Annotated in this window: 14 protein-coding genes; 10 read left to right on the top strand and 4 right to left on the bottom strand. The window is 49.1% G+C overall.

Annotation, left to right across the window (positions count from 1 at the left end):
* Nucleotides 1-67: 67 nt before the first annotated feature.
* The 6 genes from codB to AC6R0S_RS06095 all read left to right on the top strand — a co-directional run bounded on the left by codB (nt 68) and on the right by AC6R0S_RS06095 (nt 5,965).
* On the top strand, nt 68-1,306 hold the full coding sequence (gene codB, locus AC6R0S_RS06120; protein WP_500637455.1) for a cytosine permease: 1,239 nt from the start codon (nt 68-70) through the stop codon (nt 1,304-1,306).
* A gap of 9 nt (nt 1,307-1,315) precedes the next feature.
* Entirely contained in the window at nt 1,316-2,593 is a 1,278-nt protein-coding gene (locus AC6R0S_RS06115; protein WP_500637454.1) for a cytosine deaminase, read from the top strand.
* A 94-nt stretch (nt 2,594-2,687) separates the two neighbouring features.
* A complete protein-coding gene (locus tag AC6R0S_RS06110) occupies nt 2,688-3,140 on the top strand; it encodes a dCMP deaminase family protein (RefSeq protein WP_334551540.1) in 453 nt (150 codons plus the stop codon).
* A 476-nt stretch (nt 3,141-3,616) separates the two neighbouring features.
* Nucleotides 3,617-5,059, top strand: coding sequence for a glyceraldehyde-3-phosphate dehydrogenase (locus AC6R0S_RS06105; RefSeq protein ID WP_500637453.1), 1,443 nt, complete (start codon nt 3,617-3,619; stop codon nt 5,057-5,059).
* A 138-nt stretch (nt 5,060-5,197) separates the two neighbouring features.
* Entirely contained in the window at nt 5,198-5,404 is a 207-nt protein-coding gene (locus AC6R0S_RS06100) for a hypothetical protein (RefSeq protein WP_487901631.1), read from the top strand.
* 75 nt (nt 5,405-5,479) lie between these two features.
* A complete protein-coding gene (locus AC6R0S_RS06095; protein WP_487901632.1) occupies nt 5,480-5,965 on the top strand; it encodes an acyl-CoA thioesterase in 486 nt (161 codons plus the stop codon).
* 45 nt (nt 5,966-6,010) lie between these two features.
* Here the strand turns inward: AC6R0S_RS06095 and AC6R0S_RS06090 are convergent, their stop codons facing one another.
* Nucleotides 6,011-6,919 (bottom strand): SDR family oxidoreductase, encoded by a 909-nt coding sequence (locus AC6R0S_RS06090; protein ID WP_500637452.1) that lies wholly within the window; start codon nt 6,917-6,919, stop codon nt 6,011-6,013.
* A 143-nt stretch (nt 6,920-7,062) separates the two neighbouring features.
* Between AC6R0S_RS06090 and AC6R0S_RS06085 the strand changes: the two genes are divergently transcribed.
* Together AC6R0S_RS06085 and AC6R0S_RS06080 are read left to right on the top strand one after the other, a co-directional pair.
* Nucleotides 7,063-7,947 carry a LysR family transcriptional regulator gene (locus tag AC6R0S_RS06085; protein ID WP_500630823.1) on the top strand — a complete coding sequence of 295 codons (885 nt, stop codon included), beginning with the start codon at nt 7,063-7,065 and terminating at the stop codon, nt 7,945-7,947.
* A 175-nt stretch (nt 7,948-8,122) separates the two neighbouring features.
* Entirely contained in the window at nt 8,123-8,368 is a 246-nt protein-coding gene (locus tag AC6R0S_RS06080; protein ID WP_334551531.1) for a hypothetical protein, read from the top strand.
* Between the two features lie 336 nt (nt 8,369-8,704).
* On the opposite strand, the gene malG is transcribed toward AC6R0S_RS06080, so the two are convergent.
* The 3 genes from malG to malE form a co-directional block, all read right to left on the bottom strand.
* The gene (malG, locus tag AC6R0S_RS06075; protein ID WP_334551530.1) at nt 8,705-9,595 is read right to left on the bottom strand and encodes a maltose ABC transporter permease MalG; all 891 of its coding nucleotides are present in this window, start codon (nt 9,593-9,595) and stop codon (nt 8,705-8,707) included.
* Between the two features lie 11 nt (nt 9,596-9,606).
* Nucleotides 9,607-11,181, bottom strand: coding sequence for a maltose ABC transporter permease MalF (malF, locus tag AC6R0S_RS06070; RefSeq protein ID WP_500637451.1), 1,575 nt, complete (start codon nt 11,179-11,181; stop codon nt 9,607-9,609).
* A 74-nt stretch (nt 11,182-11,255) separates the two neighbouring features.
* Nucleotides 11,256-12,437, bottom strand: a complete 1,182-nt coding sequence (gene malE / locus AC6R0S_RS06065; protein ID WP_334551527.1) for a maltose/maltodextrin ABC transporter substrate-binding protein MalE — start codon at nt 12,435-12,437, stop codon at nt 11,256-11,258.
* Between the two features lie 649 nt (nt 12,438-13,086).
* Between malE and malK the strand changes: the two genes are divergently transcribed.
* Nucleotides 13,087-14,211 (top strand): maltose/maltodextrin ABC transporter ATP-binding protein MalK, encoded by a 1,125-nt coding sequence (gene malK / locus AC6R0S_RS06060; protein ID WP_500637450.1) that lies wholly within the window; start codon nt 13,087-13,089, stop codon nt 14,209-14,211.
* A gap of 186 nt (nt 14,212-14,397) precedes the next feature.
* On the top strand, nt 14,398-15,933 hold the full coding sequence (locus AC6R0S_RS06055; RefSeq protein WP_500637449.1) for a GGDEF domain-containing protein: 1,536 nt from the start codon (nt 14,398-14,400) through the stop codon (nt 15,931-15,933).
* Nucleotides 15,934-15,964: the final 31 nt, after the last annotated feature.

Genomic DNA, 15,964 nt, shown 5'->3' with positions numbered 1-15,964 from the left:
CCCCATAATACGCGCCGCAATCGAATACATTCTGGTAAAGACAGTCTCATTCTGCGGAGGTAATACAATGGCTGATGACAACAATTACAGCTTAGGACCGGTCCCGAGCAACGCACGCAAAGGGGTTGCGTCTCTCACTATGGTTATGCTTGGTTTAACCTTTTTCTCCGCCAGTATGTGGACAGGTGGCGCTTTGGGTACGGGCTTAACGTTCAACGATTTCTTTCTTGCCGTGTTAGCCGGTAATTTGATCCTCGGTGTCTACACCTCGATTCTTGGCTATATTGGTGCCTCCACCGGCCTATCTACTCACCTCCTTGCTCGCTATTCATTTGGTACACAAGGCTCTTGGCTACCTTCTGCGCTATTGGGCGGTACGCAAGTCGGTTGGTTTGGCGTGGGTGTGGCGATGTTTGCTATTCCAGTCCAAAAAGCGACGGGGTTAGACGTCAACTTGCTGATCCTCGCATCGGGCTTATTGATGACGGCAACGGTTTACTTTGGCATCAAAGCGCTGATGGTGCTCTCTGCCATCGCCGTCCCTGCGATTGCTATTCTTGGTAGCTACTCGGTTTCACTGGCGGTGGACAGCGTGGGCGGCGTGGATGCCTTAATGCAGGTTTCACCCAAAGAGCCGATGGATTTCTCTATCGCATTGGCAATGGTGGTCGGTTCTTTCATCAGCGCGGGGACGTTGACGGCTGATTTCGTTCGCTTTGGTAAAAAACCCGCTGGCGCTGTTCTTGTCACCATGATTGCGTTCTTTATCGGAAACTCACTGATGTTCATCTTCGGTGCTGCTGGCGCTGCAGCGACCGGCCGCGCGGATATTTCTGACGTGATGATCGCGCAAGGACTGTTACTGCCTGCCATCATCGTTTTAGGTCTCAACATCTGGACCACCAACGAAAACGCCCTTTACGCTTCGGGCCTAGGTTTTGCCAACATTACCGGCCGCTCAAGTACCTTAATGTCGATCGTCAATGGCGTCGTCGGCACCATTTTTGCGCTGTGGCTATACAACAACTTTGTCGGTTGGTTGACCTTCCTCTCAACGGCGATTCCTCCTATCGGCGGCGTGTTGATTGCTGACTACCTCATCAATCGAAAACGCTACAAAGACTTTGCCAATGCAACCTTCAAACGTGTTAACTGGGCCGGCATTATTGCCGTAGCCGTTGGTGTGCTAGCGGGTAAATTCATTCCGGGTGTCGTGCCGGTCAACGCAGTATTGGGCGGTGCGTTATGCTATGTCATACTCAACCCATTATTGAATAAATCTTCGCTGACCACGCAAACTGCGTAAGGAGATCGCATGCCATCGCTACTGATCAAAAACGTCACGCTTGAGGCGCAAAGCGGCCTTAAACAGATTCTTATTGAAGATGGACACATTTCGTCCATCACCGATGCGAACTCCACTATCAACTTTGAGGGGGAAACGCTGGATGGACAAGGGGCGATGGCCGTCGCACCCTTTTGCGAACCACACATTCACCTAGACACAACTCAAACGGCTGGTGAACCGAGCTGGAATATCTCGGGCACGCTATTTGAGGGCATCGAGCGCTGGGCAGAACGCAAGCAGCTGCTCTCTATTGAGGATGTAAAGCAGCGTGCCAAACAGACGTTAAAGTGGCAGATTGCAAACGGTGTGCAGCATGTGCGTACTCACGTGGATGTCTCTGATCCGACTCTGGTTGCGCTAAAAGCAATGATTGAAGTGCGTGAAGAGATGCGATCTTGGGTAGATATCCAAATCGTCGCCTTTCCACAAGAAGGCATCCTCTCCTACCCTAATGGTAAAGCACTGCTTGAAGAAGCAGTCAAACTAGGCGCCGATGTGATTGGTGCTATCCCGCACTTTGAGTTTACGCGCGAGTATGGTGTCGAATCGCTGCATTACGTCTTCGAGCTAGCACAACAATACGACCGTCTGATTGATGTGCACTGTGACGAAATTGATGATGAGCAATCACGCTTCGTCGAAACCGTAGCCGCATTGGCTCACAAGTTCGATATGGGGCACAAGGTCACCGCAAGCCACACGACGGCAATGGGTTCATACAACGGCGCTTACGCGTCACGACTGTTCCGACTGCTACGCATGTCGGGCATCAATTTTGTCGCTAACCCGCTGGTCAACATTCACCTTCAAGGTCGATTTGACGACTACCCCAAACGCCGTGGCATCACACGCGTGAAAGAGATGTTAGCCGCAAACATTAATGTCTGTTTTGGCCACGATGATGTGTTTGACCCTTGGTATCCACTCGGTACCGCCAACATGTTGCAAGTGCTGCACATGGGGCTGCATGTGTGCCAAGTGATGGGTTACGATCAAATCAACCAGTCACTGGCGCTGATTAGCCACCGCTCTGCGCGTACCCTCAACATCACAGAACGTTACGGCATTGAAGTGGGTAAACCGGGTAACCTGCTGCTGCTTGAAGCAGAAAACGGCTTCGACGCGGTCAGACGTCAAGTTCCAGTGCGTTATTCGATTCGTGGCGGCAAAGTGATCGCTGAGACTCAACCCGCGACCACGCATATTCACCTCGAGGAGCGTGAAGCGGTCGATTTCACCCGTTAACGGTAGGATTGGCTAGGTGGGGCTGGACTAATGGCGTCGAAACAAGGATATTAGTCAGCAACCCTATCCATCTAATTTGTTTGAGGAAGCTTTGATGATATCTAAGTGGGCGCAACGTTTTTACCAAATGGCAGAATTGGTTGGCTCTTGGAGTAAAGATCCTTCGACTCAGGTCGGCGCCGTCATTACAAAACAGAACCGCATCGTCTCTGTCGGCTTTAATGGCTATCCACATGGCATTTCCGACAGTGCCAATACGGATGACAGAGACATGAAGTATCTAAAAACGCTGCATGCCGAAGAAAATGCCATTTTGTTTGCTAAGCGAGATTTAGATGGCTGCGAGATCTGGGTGACTCACTTTCCGTGCCCAAACTGTGCAGCGAAAATCATTCAGACTGGTATCTCCTCGGTGCACTGCCCAGAGCAAACTGAGGATTTTCTCTCTCGCTGGGGTGACAAGATCAAAGTCAGCCAAGACATGTTCTTACAAGCGGGTGTGAAAGTGAACTGGTTGCCGCTCGATGATCTGATCCCAAGACCATAGACTTTTCTCGACCCATTTATCCCCAAAAACGGAGCCCACCGCGCTCCGTTTTTTTCATTCTTACTCATCGACACTCAAAGACATCACGCCCCCACTCGCGTTCGACCTTGGTTTACCATTTTACGATCTCGTTTTGTTTACCAAATCTGTAGATTCCATGAGTCAAAACGCATTCCTTATGTACCTTATAGGCAAGATTGCACCAATGACGTGTCACAAGTATTTTTTGTCGCGAATTAACTGCGCTCTTCATTTTTTGTCAATAGGCACTTCTACTGATTCTTAACGTGATCAACCTCTGCAATATCGACGTTATTTAGTGATAACCACCGACATTATTTTTACTAGCAGAATAAGATATTAGCTATTACAATCCTGCCGCATAAAAATTACAAAATAGTTACAACCCTATCGCTGTATTGAGCACCCCAACTGAATACAGCATCAGCCCTAAAACGTGAAAGGTCCCCTAAACCATGAGTCCAGAACATCACCTTCTAGACTGGCAGAAAAGCCAAACGAATGCTGAAACGATCTCCCCTTTACTCAGCCAACTTTACCGACAAAAAGGCGTTGAAGTGCTGCTGTTTGGCAAAACACTGGTCAACGCCGCCACCATCGACATCATCAAAGCGCATCGGCTCGCTCGTCACTACACCGGAAAGCCGCTGAGCACAGAACAAACCCTGCCTCTGATTCAGGCGCTCTCAACCATGGCTCTGTCACCATGTCGTATTGATGTCGGCCAACTCGCCCACCAATTTTGGCAAGGTCGCGATGATGCCCACGGCGTCAGTGACTTTTTGCACACGGCGCTGGTCGGTGCGATGAATGGCAACACGGTGCCGACACCTCGCGATGTGGTGTTGTATGGTTTTGGTCGAATTGGACGACTTCTAAGCCGCTTGTTGGTCGAAAAATCCGGCCCGGGTTATCCATTACGTTTGCGCGCAGTGGTCGTACGCGGCGGAAAGCAGGGTGATTTAGCCAAGCGCGCGAGTCTACTACGACGCGACTCTGTTCATGGCCAATTTAATGGCAGCATCATTGTCGATGAAGAGCGCAAAGCGTTGATTGTGAACGGCAACTACATTCAATTCATCTATGCCAACCAACCTCAAGACGTCGATTACAGCGCCTACGGTATTCAAAATGCGTTAGTGGTCGACAATACGGGCGTGTGGCGCGACGCCGAAGGCTTGAGCCAACATTTGGCCTGCCCGGGTGCGAGCAAGGTGCTGCTGACCGCTCCAGGCAAAGGTGAAATCAAAAACATCGTCTTTGGTGTGAATCACGATGAAATCGAAGCGAATGACACCATAGTGTCCGCAGCCAGTTGCACGACCAATGCGATTACACCGGTGCTCAAAGCGGTTAATGACCAGTACGGTATTCTCTCTGGCCATATCGAAACCGTGCATTCTTTTACCAATGACCAAAATCTGATTGATAACTTCCACTCAGGCGAACGCCGTGGTCGCAGCGCGTCGCTAAATATGGTTCTAACGTCAACCGGCGCGGCTAAAGCGGTCGCTAAAGCCCTACCTGAATTGGCGGGCAAGCTCACGGGCAATGCCATTCGCGTTCCGACTCCGAACGTCTCGATGGCAGTCGCGAACCTCAACTTGGCCCAAGGCACCGACAAAGCCTCACTCAACGCGTATCTTCGTGATGCCGCGTTGAACTCAAGCCTGTCTGCCCAGATGGACTATACGGATTCCACCGAAGTCGTCTCGAGTGATTTGGTCGGTTCACGTTTTGCTGGTGTCGTCGATGGCGCAGCTACCATTACGCAAGACAACCGCTGCGTGCTCTACATTTGGTATGACAATGAGTTTGGCTATAGCTGCCAGGTTGTCCACTGTATGGAACAAATGATGGGCGTTCGCTATCCCACGTTCCCACAAAGCCGCGCTTAATCTCAATTCAACTCCACAACAATAATAATCCCCCCCCCCCCCCGAATTGCCGCTGCATCAATGCAGCGGCCTTTTTCATTCATCTTTCATTCATACCGCCTTCAGTACGATAGCCTCTCACATTAAGAGGAGTCCTATATGGCACGCGCAATGACCGCTATCTTCGCCCTGTTTGTTGGCATGTTTACTTTGATAATGAGCCTTATCCTTGCTATTCCGTTGACCATCGCTGCGATTTTCGCTGGCAAACGACTTCAGCGTTCAGCAGCATTTTCACGCACTGAACCATCCGCCAATAAAAGCGGCAACACGATTGAAGGTGACTATGAAGAGGTCCAGCGCTAGTTAAGTTTGCACCTCGACCAAAAAGTGTGCTAACTCTATACCCTGCTTGCTCAAGAGAATAAAAAGGAAGAGTTTATGAGCCATGGGAAAAGGGACATTACACTGCGTTTTCTGGCCGAGCCGGGTGACGTCAATTTTGGCGGTAAGGTCCACGGCGGCGCAGTCATGAAGTGGATAGATTTAGCGGCCTACGCCAATGCCGCCGCATGGAGCGGTAAGTACTGCATTACTGCCTACGCGGGCGGAATTCGTTTTGTAGCGCCAATCCATGTTGGCAACTTGGTCGAAGTAAGTGCCAAAGTGATCTACACCGGCACCTCATCGATGCACATCGCCATTGACGTGCAAGCCAGCGACCCTAAAGAGATGAAAAATCGCCTCACCACACACTGCATTGTCATCATGGTCGCGGTAGACGAGCATGGAAAGCCATCACCTGTCCCTGAGTGGATTCCCGAGACTGCCGATGATATTAAACTGCGTGACTCGGCGATCCGCTTAATGAACATGCGTAAAGAAATCGGCGAAGAGATGGAAGCGCACGTCAAATACCTCAAATAGACATCAACAGGGGGCGCTTGCAGCTCCCCCCTCTCAGTCTATCGATTAGCCATCAAGATTAGCCAACTTTCTCAGTTCCGTTCTATGATTTGTTAACCACTGTTCGAACGTCTGCGGTTGGGAGCCAGTCAGGGCAACAAACTCATCACTGCTGCCATCCGAGAAGAGACCTCGATTGTGCTGGTCCATCGTAACACACAGCTCAATAACAGGCTCTGGCAGTTGGAATGAGGTCAGTTGAGAACGAAACTCATCGTCACTCAAGTGCACCATATTGATTGACGTACCCAAGATGCGATCCATGATATGCGCCATTTCATCATTAGTCAGTGACTCGGGCCCATTCAGAGTCAATACTTGATGTCCTGAAGGGGCTTTAACCAACGTCGCCGCAGCCGCCATCGCGAGATCGCGACGAGAGAGTTGCGCTGTTTTGCCATTACCGGCAGACGTCAACCAATGGCCCGTTTGTAACGTACTGGCAAAGTACTCAGGTAGATTTTCAAAATACCAGTTGTTGCGAAGAATCACGGTATTGTCGATACCACTTTGAACGATCGCCGCTTCGGTCGCCTCATGTTCATGAGCAAACATAACCGGTGACTGGCTCGGCGCTGGCATAGACGTATAGATAAGATGGTCAACGCCCGCTTTTTTCGCAGCGTTAACTGCGTTGAGATGCGGCTGTGTGCGAGCGCCCGCAGACAAATCAATGCTGACTAACAGTAGGCTATCCGCCCCAGTAAAGGCCTGTTCTAACGAGCTCGGATCAGAAAAATTTGCTTCTCTCACGTCCACACCCAACTCGACCAGCGAGCTCAACTTCGCTCTGTCACGGGTGGTGACGATCAATTGCTGCGCTGTTAACGCGCCTGAGCTAAGAAGTTGCTCTACTACTGCTGAACCTAATTTGCCGGATGCGCCGGTCACCAAATATTTACGATCTGACATCATGATATTCTCCGTTTCTCTAACTGTTCCAAAGCGACAGACTCCTTCAGCCTGTCATGGGATGAACTGACTATATAATTATTAATTTGATAAATAATTAGCCAATTATTAAACTTATTGTTTATTAATAGTAAACAGTGAAAGTCATGATCTCCCTTGACGATATGTTAGTGTTTGCCATGGTGGCAGAGAAACAGTCCTTTACTCAAGCAGCCGAGGCGCTGGGTCTTGGTAAGGCAAGAGTGTCGCAGATTGTCACTCGCTTAGAACGTTCGTTGAACACACGCCTGCTTCACCGCACAACCCGTTCGCTATCTCTCACCGATGCCGGTCAGCGCTACTACGAAAAATGCCGAGCGATCAACGATATTGCCAAAGAGGCCAACAGTGAGACACTCACCGGGAACCAAACCCCGAGTGGCACCATTCGAATCTCCACCCCCAGCAATGCGATGGTCGAGCTACTGAGCGAGTTCATTCGCCAATATCCCGATATTCGACTCGATATTATTGAAAGTGATAGCTACAGCAATCTGATTGAGTCGCGTTGTGACATTGCACTGCGAGCCTCTTCAGCGCTTGAGGACTCTCGTCTCTATGCCACCAAAATTGGCTTTTTCCGCGACATGATTTGCACCTCGCCGGATTACTTAAAACGCGTCGGGAAAATTGAAGAGCTGAAGGACTTAGTCAATCTTGACTGGATAAGTCATCACATCGTCCACGGTGATAAGCACTTGGTTTTAACCAATCAACAAGGTGAAGTCACCCGACTGGTACATCAACCTAAGGTGCAAGTGCGCACCGCCAACGCAGTGAAGCAATTTGTGCTCAACGGGTTAGGATTTGCCATCATGCCCAGTTTTATGATTAAAGAAGAGCTAGATGCCGGTCAGCTTGTGCGGATTTTACCTCATCTTCATGACCGTGAAATTCCTCTGTATGCGGTTTATCAGGAGAAAGCCCTGATGCCACTACGTGTGAGAACTTTGATTAAATTTCTCAAACAAAAAGGCAATGCGTTTGATTAGAGAGGTAGCGCGAACTGAGGCCTGATATGCCCTTCACAGCAATGACATCATACTGTCATCATTCCTTCATCTAGTTTTGGTTAAATCCGCAAACGTTTTCATCGCTTGGATGGGAACCCACACGCCTATGGCTAGGCTTATGATGATAATCCGCTAAGATCGGAAGGAAACCCCATTGAACGTCAGTGAAACCACGCTCAGTGAATCGACCATTTCAGACCCACGCGCAGTGGAGTACCAATGGGTACGGACACTGTATGTGGAAGGGTATAACCCGCAAGAGATAAACCACTACATCCGCACCTGCTTTGGCGGTGATGACGTGTTTGCCGATCTGTTTCGTAAAGTCGCGCTCTCTCAAGAGAGTGTCTATGTGCTGTTGCAATACGTTGGGTGCGCCCCTTCAAACCGAGAGTTCTAGAGCCACTTCTCAGCGTCATGTAACTACTGGCGCACTTTTCAGATAAATATGCTCTGTTGCTCGCAGTGATTCTCAACACCACTATGCGGGATATAATCGGTCGCTATACTGCCTCTAACCTATTCATTTATCTTGAATTTGTCCTATAAAAAAACCCGAACAAGTTCGGGTTTTGGTTACAAAAACTGTTAGAAGTAAAAATAGTAAGGAATCTTGCTAACAGCCAGCTATGCGTAACGCCAGGACTGCTCTTCGCTTAACGGATCGGCGGCCAAACCAAGAATGTTAAGTGAAGAAACAAAATGGGCGACCTCGCGGTCGCCCTTATCGTTCTTATTAGCCTTTCACACCACCGGCGGTTAATCCTCCGACCAACCAGCGCTGCGCAAGTAAGAATACGATGGTTATTGGTAATGCGGACAAGACTGCTGCCGCGGCAAAATCACCCCAGAGGTAGTTTTGCGGGTAGAGATACTGCTGCATACCAACCGCTAACGTGTAAGAGTTTACATCAGAAAGTAGTAACGACGCCACCGGAACTTCACCCACAACCATGATAAACGAGAGGATGAACACCACCGCAAGAATCGGCACAGACAATGGCAGTAGAACCAATCGGAACGCTTGCCATGGCGTTGCACCGTCCAGCGCTGCCGCTTCTTCTAGCGAGCCATCAATGGTTTCAAAGTAGCCTTTGATGGTCCAAACATGCAGTGCGATACCACCGAGATAAGAGAAGATCAAACCACCGTGTGTATTCAAACCCAAGAATGGGATGTACTGGCCGAGCTTGTCAAACAGAGCGTAGAGTGCCACCAGTGCCAAAACGGCTGGGAACATTTGGAAGATCATCATCGCTTTCAAGATGGTGTTCTTACCTTTGAACTTCATTCGGGCAAAGGCGTACGCCGAAGTGGTCGATAGACACACAATCAAAATAGATGAAATGCCCGCCACTTTGACCGAGTTCCACAGCCAGGTTAACACTGGGAACGGTGGTGGTGTCACGCTACCATCTGCGTTGGTGACCGAGAAACCCAGTGCGAGTTTCCAGTGCTCCAACGATGGATTATCTGGAATGATGCTACCCGTTGCGAAGTTACCTTCACGGAATGAGATGGCAACGATCATCAACAGCGGGAAGATAATTAGCGATAGGAACGCCCACATTGCAATGTGTGTTGCCCAAACGCGGTATTTTAATGACTTACCTTGTACCATAGCCATAATGAGCCTCCTTAATCTTGAGCAACTTTCGTGACACGTAGGTTGAGTAGCGCAAGTGCACCCACCAATAGGAAAATAAGCGTCGCGATGGCACTCGCCAGACCGAAGTCTTGACCGCCTGCACCTTCAAACGCGATGCGGTACGTGTAGTTCACCAGTAGGTCGGTGTAGCCCGCCGGCTCGGAGGTACCAATCATGTTTGGACCACCTTGCGTCAACAGCTGAATCAATACAAAGTTATTGAAGTTAAACGCAAAACTTGCGATGAGCAGCGGTGTCAACGGCTTGATCATCAGTGGCAGGGTAATCTTGGTAAAGTTGGAGATGAAATTGGAACCATCAATCGCAGACGCTTCGTAAAGATCGTCTGGAATCGCTTTCAATAGACCCATACACAAGATCATCATGTAAGGGAAACCAAGCCAGGTGTTGACGATCAAAATCATCATCTTCGCCATAATCGGGTCTGAGAACCAAGATGGGCTGATGCCGAAGAAGGCTTCCAGAACCATGTTCACTTCACCAAAGCTTTGGTTAAACAAACCTTTGAAAATCAGGATAGAGATAAACGCAGGCACCGCATAAGGCAAGATAAGCAGCACACGGTAAATCGCGCGGCCTCGCAAGGCTTCCCACTGAACAATGCTGGCGAGGATCAAGCCGATGATGACGGTTAAGCCCACGCTCACCGCTGAAAAGACAACTGTCCAGATGAAAATACTGATAAACGGTTCTTTGATGCCGTCGTCTTTCCAGACACGCTCAAAGTTGTCAGTCCCTATAGTGACGATAAAGCCAGGTGAGACAGTATTACCGACAAACTGCCCCTGCTCATCCACCGGCTGATAGAAGCCGACATCCATGTTCGGGCGTAGCATTTCACCAGTACGGTTGTTGTACAACGCCTCGCCATCCTCTTGCAGGGTGTATAGAGGAACCACGGCAGCAAACTTACGTAAACCGCTCATGCGGATATCTTCACCGCTCGGTAAATGCAAGTCTAAGCCATTGAGCACCGGGCGATTTTGAATAATGATTTTGATCGCTTCAGGTTCGCCATCCACATTGGTGACAGGCGTGAGATCCATGTCCGTTGTGATGACATTGGCCAAATCAAACTCTTGCGTCACGAGCAGCTGTTCGCCATCTTCAATCGCGATCTTATGCCCTGTTCCCGTGTTGTAGAGAGAGAAGGAGTAGCTCTGACCACTTTGGTAGGTTCGATCAAGCAGAACCGTTTGCGCACGGTCGAAGGACAATTGGTTTTTCGCACTGTAGTTTGTAAATGCAAGACCGATTGTGTACGCCAAAGGAAAAAGAATGAAAAGAATCATCCCTGCGATACCTGGATAGATATAGCGGTGGGCGTAGGTCTTTTTACTACCAAAGATAAACAGTGCGAGCGCGGTAAGAATGACTGTGAGCAGCGCAAACGCCATCTCACCACGAGAATACATTAGAATGGTTGCGTATCCGTTAACGATACCGACACTGCCTAGCAACGCCCATTTGATGAATACGTTTTTACTTGTAGGCAAGCTCGTTGTGGGTGATGCCATGGCATCTGTACCTTGAACTGACTGCATATGAGAACCTGCTAGCGATAAACAAAAAAAGAGAAATGAAGGAGGGGTTACCCCCTCCTCAAAAGGTCGAACAATTACTTAGTCATTTGTTTCTCTGCGTCTGCAAGTGCTGCATCCACAGTTTGACGGCCATCAACGATGTTGATGATGGCATTTTTCGCGCTGCCCCAGAAAGCGTTCATCTGAGGGATGTTTGGCATGATTTCGCCGTTCATTGCGTTGTCCATTGTCGCTGCAATGCGTTGGTCAGAATCAAGCTCACGTTGGAATGAGTTCAACGCTACCGCGCCCAGTGGCTTGTCATCGTTCACTTTGCGTAGACCGTCGTTGGTCAGTAGGTAGTTTTCAATGAACTCAACCGCAAGGTCTTTGTTTGGTGACGCTGTGCTGATACCTGCAGTCAATACACCCACGAATGGCTTAGACGATTGACCTTGGAATTTAGGTAGTGTTGCTACGCCGTAGTTGATGCCTGACTTCTCAACGTTGCCCCATGCCCAAGGACCGTTGATAGTCATCGCAACATTACCTTGGTTAAACGCAGACTCAGACACAGAGTAATCCATATCAGAAGAGATCACGCCTTTATCGACTAGACCTTTAACAAAGTTCATCGCGTCTTTTACGCCTTCGTTCGCGATACCCGCGTCTTTCACGTCGTAACCCGCTGAACCGTATTTGAATGCATAACCGCCATCAGCCGCCATAAGTGGCCATGTGAAGTACGGTTCTTTTAGGTTCCACATGATCGCTTTCTTGCCGTTTTTCTTCAGCTCAGCGTCTAGTGCTTCCACTTCTTCCCACGTTTTTGGTGGGTTAGGAACCAAATCTTTGTTGTAGATAAGAGACAATGACTCAACGGCGATTGGGTAACCGATAAGTTTACCGTCGTACTTCACTGCATCCCACGCGAAATCAACGATGCCATCTTTGATTGCTTGAGAAGGCTTGATTTCAGCAAGAAGACCCGCTTCTGCGTAACCACCAAAGCGGTCGTGCGCCCAAAACACAATATCAGGGCCATCGCCAGTAGAAGCCGTTTGAGGGAACTTGTCTTGCAGTGCATCTGGGTGAGCGACGGTCACCTTGATACCCGTATCCTCTTCAAACTTTTTACCAACTTCAGCAAGTCCGTTATAACCTTTATCGCCGTTGATCCAGATGGTAAGTTGACCTTCTTCGATAGCAGCACTTGCACCGAATGAGCCAAGAGCAACAAGAGTACCGAGTGCTACTGCGCTTAGGGCGTTTTTCATGTTCATATCCTTTTTATATTTGTGTTGTAGGGCGTCACCAGAGGATTCGCCGTATTTCGACATATATTTTTAGCCATCGTGACAAGTAACTCATCCTCCTGCTCCCTACGCCCTCCGTATTATGGCCTATTTTCGTGATCACCATCGACGAAGGTTGGCGACCCAAATCACAAAACCAGTCAGTAATGTGATCAGATTCATGCTTACCGCAAGCAATAATTTGAACTTGATCTCGCTACGCCTTTTCCTCCACCCTAAGCCTCCTCCCCCTCTACTCCCCCTACAATTAATTGTGTCGGGAGGATGTCGGCGTGATCGGTTTCTCGCAAACTACAGACATCCAAGAGTGGATGGTAAGAACCCTTTCCAGCGACGTGTTTTTACGCAACAGCTGGTTGCAATGCCGCAGGGTTTGCTGTGATGGTGCAAGCACGTGATTGTTCAGGAAACTGATTTGATACGGGGGAGACGCTTGTTTCACACGGGGGAAGCAAACCTTAATTGGCTTGATGGGTGATGTGAGCGACTCCGTCACCCATTTTTTCTTACACTCAAGTTCACCTTACCTGAATTCCTACTATTATTGCTTGCCAGATAATTCATATAATGTTGAGCAGTAAAACAAAAATATTGATCGAGGACGAGCTAGATGGCGAGTGTCACGTTAAAAAATGTATGTAAAGCTTACGGTGACGTACTTATTTCAAAGAACGTTGATTTGGAAATCCAAGAGGGCGAGTTTGTTGTCTTCGTGGGTCCATCAGGTTGTGGTAAATCCACCTTATTGCGTTGTATCGCCGGTTTAGAAGACATCACCTCCGGTGATCTGTACATCGGTGATGAGCGAATGAACGAGGTTGAGCCTTCTAAGCGCGGCGTGGGCATGGTATTCCAGTCTTACGCGCTCTACCCACACTTAAACCTTTACGACAACATGTCTTTTGGTCTCAAACTGGCAAAAGCGAACAAAGCAGAAATTGATAAGCGCGTCGAGCACGCGGCAGAAATCCTGCAATTGAGCCACCTATTAGAGCGGCAACCGAAAGCGCTTTCCGGTGGTCAGCGCCAACGCGTGGCCATTGGTCGTACGCTGGTCTCTCAGCCTAACGTGTTCTTGCTTGATGAACCGCTGTCTAACCTTGATGCCGCGCTGCGTGTTCAGATGCGCTCAGAGATTACCAAGTTGCAACGTAAGCTTGGCTGCACCATGATCTATGTAACGCACGACCAAGTCGAAGCGATGACCATGGCTGACAAAATTGTGGTCCTCGATGGTGGTTATGTATCGCAAGTTGGTCAACCACTTGAGCTTTACCACTACCCACAAAACCGTTTTGTCGCAGGCTTTATCGGCTCACCAAAAATGAACTTCATGAGCGTCTTTATAGAAGAAGTGGAAAAAGATCGCGTGATGGTTCAACTTGCTAACGGCACTACATTCTGGATTCCAGTCGATGGTACAACCGTCAATCGAGGTGAGCGTATGTCACTAGGGGTTCGCCCTGAGCACTTGTTGCCTGCCGGTGAGGGTGATGCCGTGATTGAAGGTGAAATCAACATCGTTGAGAAACTGGGTAACGAAACCCAAGTCTACATGCACATCGACGCTGCGGATGCGGACATGATTTACCGTCAACCAGACACGTTGGATGTTGATCCGGGAGATACCATAGCGGTTGGCATCCCTGCGCATCGCTGCCATCTGTTCCACAGTGATGGCCGAGCCTGTCGTCGTCTTCACCAAGAAGCGGGTGTCGCGCTCCCTAGCGCTTAATATCGAGACACCATTTATTATCCTTCTGCCCAGCCTTCTTCGCTGGGCTTTTTTATGCCTACCTCACAGCTTCTAACCCATTAATCTACAATGTTGCAAGTAATTTCATATATTCTTAGTGTGGGTATTATACTTACTGGGTTGTATGACTATACTGTTCAATAGTTGGCTAGTGAGAAGAATAAAATGGAAAATCAAGTTTCCGACATCCGTCGGACTCTGTTGTGTATCATCGCGATTGCAATGGGGCTCAACCTATTGTTGGTCGCGTATGTCACCACGCAGTACGGCGCACTCAAACGTGTTGAAACTCTGGTGGTCGAGCAGACGCCTCAGCATTTCGATATGGCCCGTAAGCTCACCGAGATAGAAAGCAGCATGGGTTACCTAGGTTTCATCCACCACTTTAAAAACTACGTCCTCAGACGCGATGACAGCTACTATCACGCGGCTATAGCCAGTTACGAGCAATCACATCAATTGCTCAGTGAACTAGCGCAGATGCAAACTACCAATGACTTCTCAACCGAAATTCAGATCCTCTCCAACACTTTAAATGAATACAAAGCCAACCTTGAACTCGCCCGCTCACTGCCCTACACCCTAACCAGTGCGGAAGTGGATGAGATCGTCTCGGTGAATGATATCGCAGCGGCGACCGCACTAAAATCAATGCAAGACTCACTGGAACCTCACTTAGCCAAAACTGCTGTCGAGGCAGAGAAGGATGTCTATCAATCCATTCGCTACACGTTAGCCTTCAACATGCTGATGATCCCCATCATATTGGGCGCAAGCTTGTATATCTTTAAGACTTCTCGACGCTCGTATCGTTTGGCTCATGAACTCAATGCGATCTTTGATGTGTCGCCTGATGGAATGCTCTACATTGAAGACAACGGCCAAATCCTCTACGCCAACAAGAAGGCTTGCCAGCTGTTTCAATACAGTTTTGAAGAGCTCACCCAGCGTAAAGTCGAAGATTTAGTTTCGCCCGAGCTAAGAGAGAAACACCAGCAATACCGTATAGACTTTATGAACAAAGCCAAACATCGCCGCATGGAGCAGCACCGATCAAACATTCAGGGGATGTCCAAGACGGGCAAGCAGTTGGATTTGGCAGTGGCGATTGCCTCTGGCAGTGACATTAACCAGAACCGAGCCGTGTGTATCGTCCGAGACTTGCAACCAACGCTCGACCTCAAGCAGCGCGCCGAAAAAGATCACCTCACTCAACTCTACAACCGCAGTGTGATGGACGATATGTTGCGCAAAGAGCTACAAAGAAGTCACCGCACTGGCGACCCTCTCTCCGTGTTTCTGATTGATTTGGATAATTTCAAAGCGGTCAACGACCACAAGGGGCATGGGGTGGGCGATCAAGTCCTCAGACAAACCGCGCAATTTCTTCTCAATCATACTCGCGCCTATGACCATGTAGGCCGCTGGGGTGGCGATGAGTTTATTGTCCTTTGCCCGAACTTAACGCCGGCAGACGGTAAGCACTACGCTGAGAGACTACGTGACGCGTTTAACCAGCTTGAGTTCAGTCAGCACCATGACATTACGCTGAGTATCGGTATTGTCACGTCCGATGAGCAGACCCATTACAACTCGAAAAACCTGTTTACCGCAGCGGACAACGCGCTCTACCGTTCCAAAAACGAGGGCAAAAATCGCGTCTACCACATAGAAGATGCCGCGGGTAGGCTGGCAAAATGACAAACGAAAGGCGCCTAGTGGCGCCTTTCAT

The organism is Vibrio sp. R15-SG3-ISO1B (assembly GCF_059833835.1).
This window is presented reverse-complemented; position numbering and strand designations above follow the sequence as displayed.

Coding starts and splice junctions, on each gene's coding strand:
- codB (WP_500637455.1), top strand. CDS start 68: ATGGCTGATGACAACAATTACAGCTTAGGACCGGTCCCGAGCAACGCA.
- AC6R0S_RS06115 (WP_500637454.1), top strand. CDS start 1,316: ATGCCATCGCTACTGATCAAAAACGTCACGCTTGAGGCGCAAAGCGGC.
- AC6R0S_RS06110 (WP_334551540.1), top strand. CDS start 2,688: ATGATATCTAAGTGGGCGCAACGTTTTTACCAAATGGCAGAATTGGTT.
- AC6R0S_RS06105 (WP_500637453.1), top strand. CDS start 3,617: ATGAGTCCAGAACATCACCTTCTAGACTGGCAGAAAAGCCAAACGAAT.
- AC6R0S_RS06100 (WP_487901631.1), top strand. CDS start 5,198: ATGGCACGCGCAATGACCGCTATCTTCGCCCTGTTTGTTGGCATGTTT.
- AC6R0S_RS06095 (WP_487901632.1), top strand. CDS start 5,480: ATGAGCCATGGGAAAAGGGACATTACACTGCGTTTTCTGGCCGAGCCG.
- AC6R0S_RS06090 (WP_500637452.1), bottom strand. CDS start 6,919: ATGATGTCAGATCGTAAATATTTGGTGACCGGCGCATCCGGCAAATTA.
- AC6R0S_RS06085 (WP_500630823.1), top strand. CDS start 7,063: ATGATCTCCCTTGACGATATGTTAGTGTTTGCCATGGTGGCAGAGAAA.
- malG (WP_334551530.1), bottom strand. CDS start 9,595: ATGGCTATGGTACAAGGTAAGTCATTAAAATACCGCGTTTGGGCAACA.
- malF (WP_500637451.1), bottom strand. CDS start 11,181: ATGCAGTCAGTTCAAGGTACAGATGCCATGGCATCACCCACAACGAGC.
- malE (WP_334551527.1), bottom strand. CDS start 12,437: ATGAAAAACGCCCTAAGCGCAGTAGCACTCGGTACTCTTGTTGCTCTT.
- malK (WP_500637450.1), top strand. CDS start 13,087: ATGGCGAGTGTCACGTTAAAAAATGTATGTAAAGCTTACGGTGACGTA.
- AC6R0S_RS06055 (WP_500637449.1), top strand. CDS start 14,398: ATGGAAAATCAAGTTTCCGACATCCGTCGGACTCTGTTGTGTATCATC.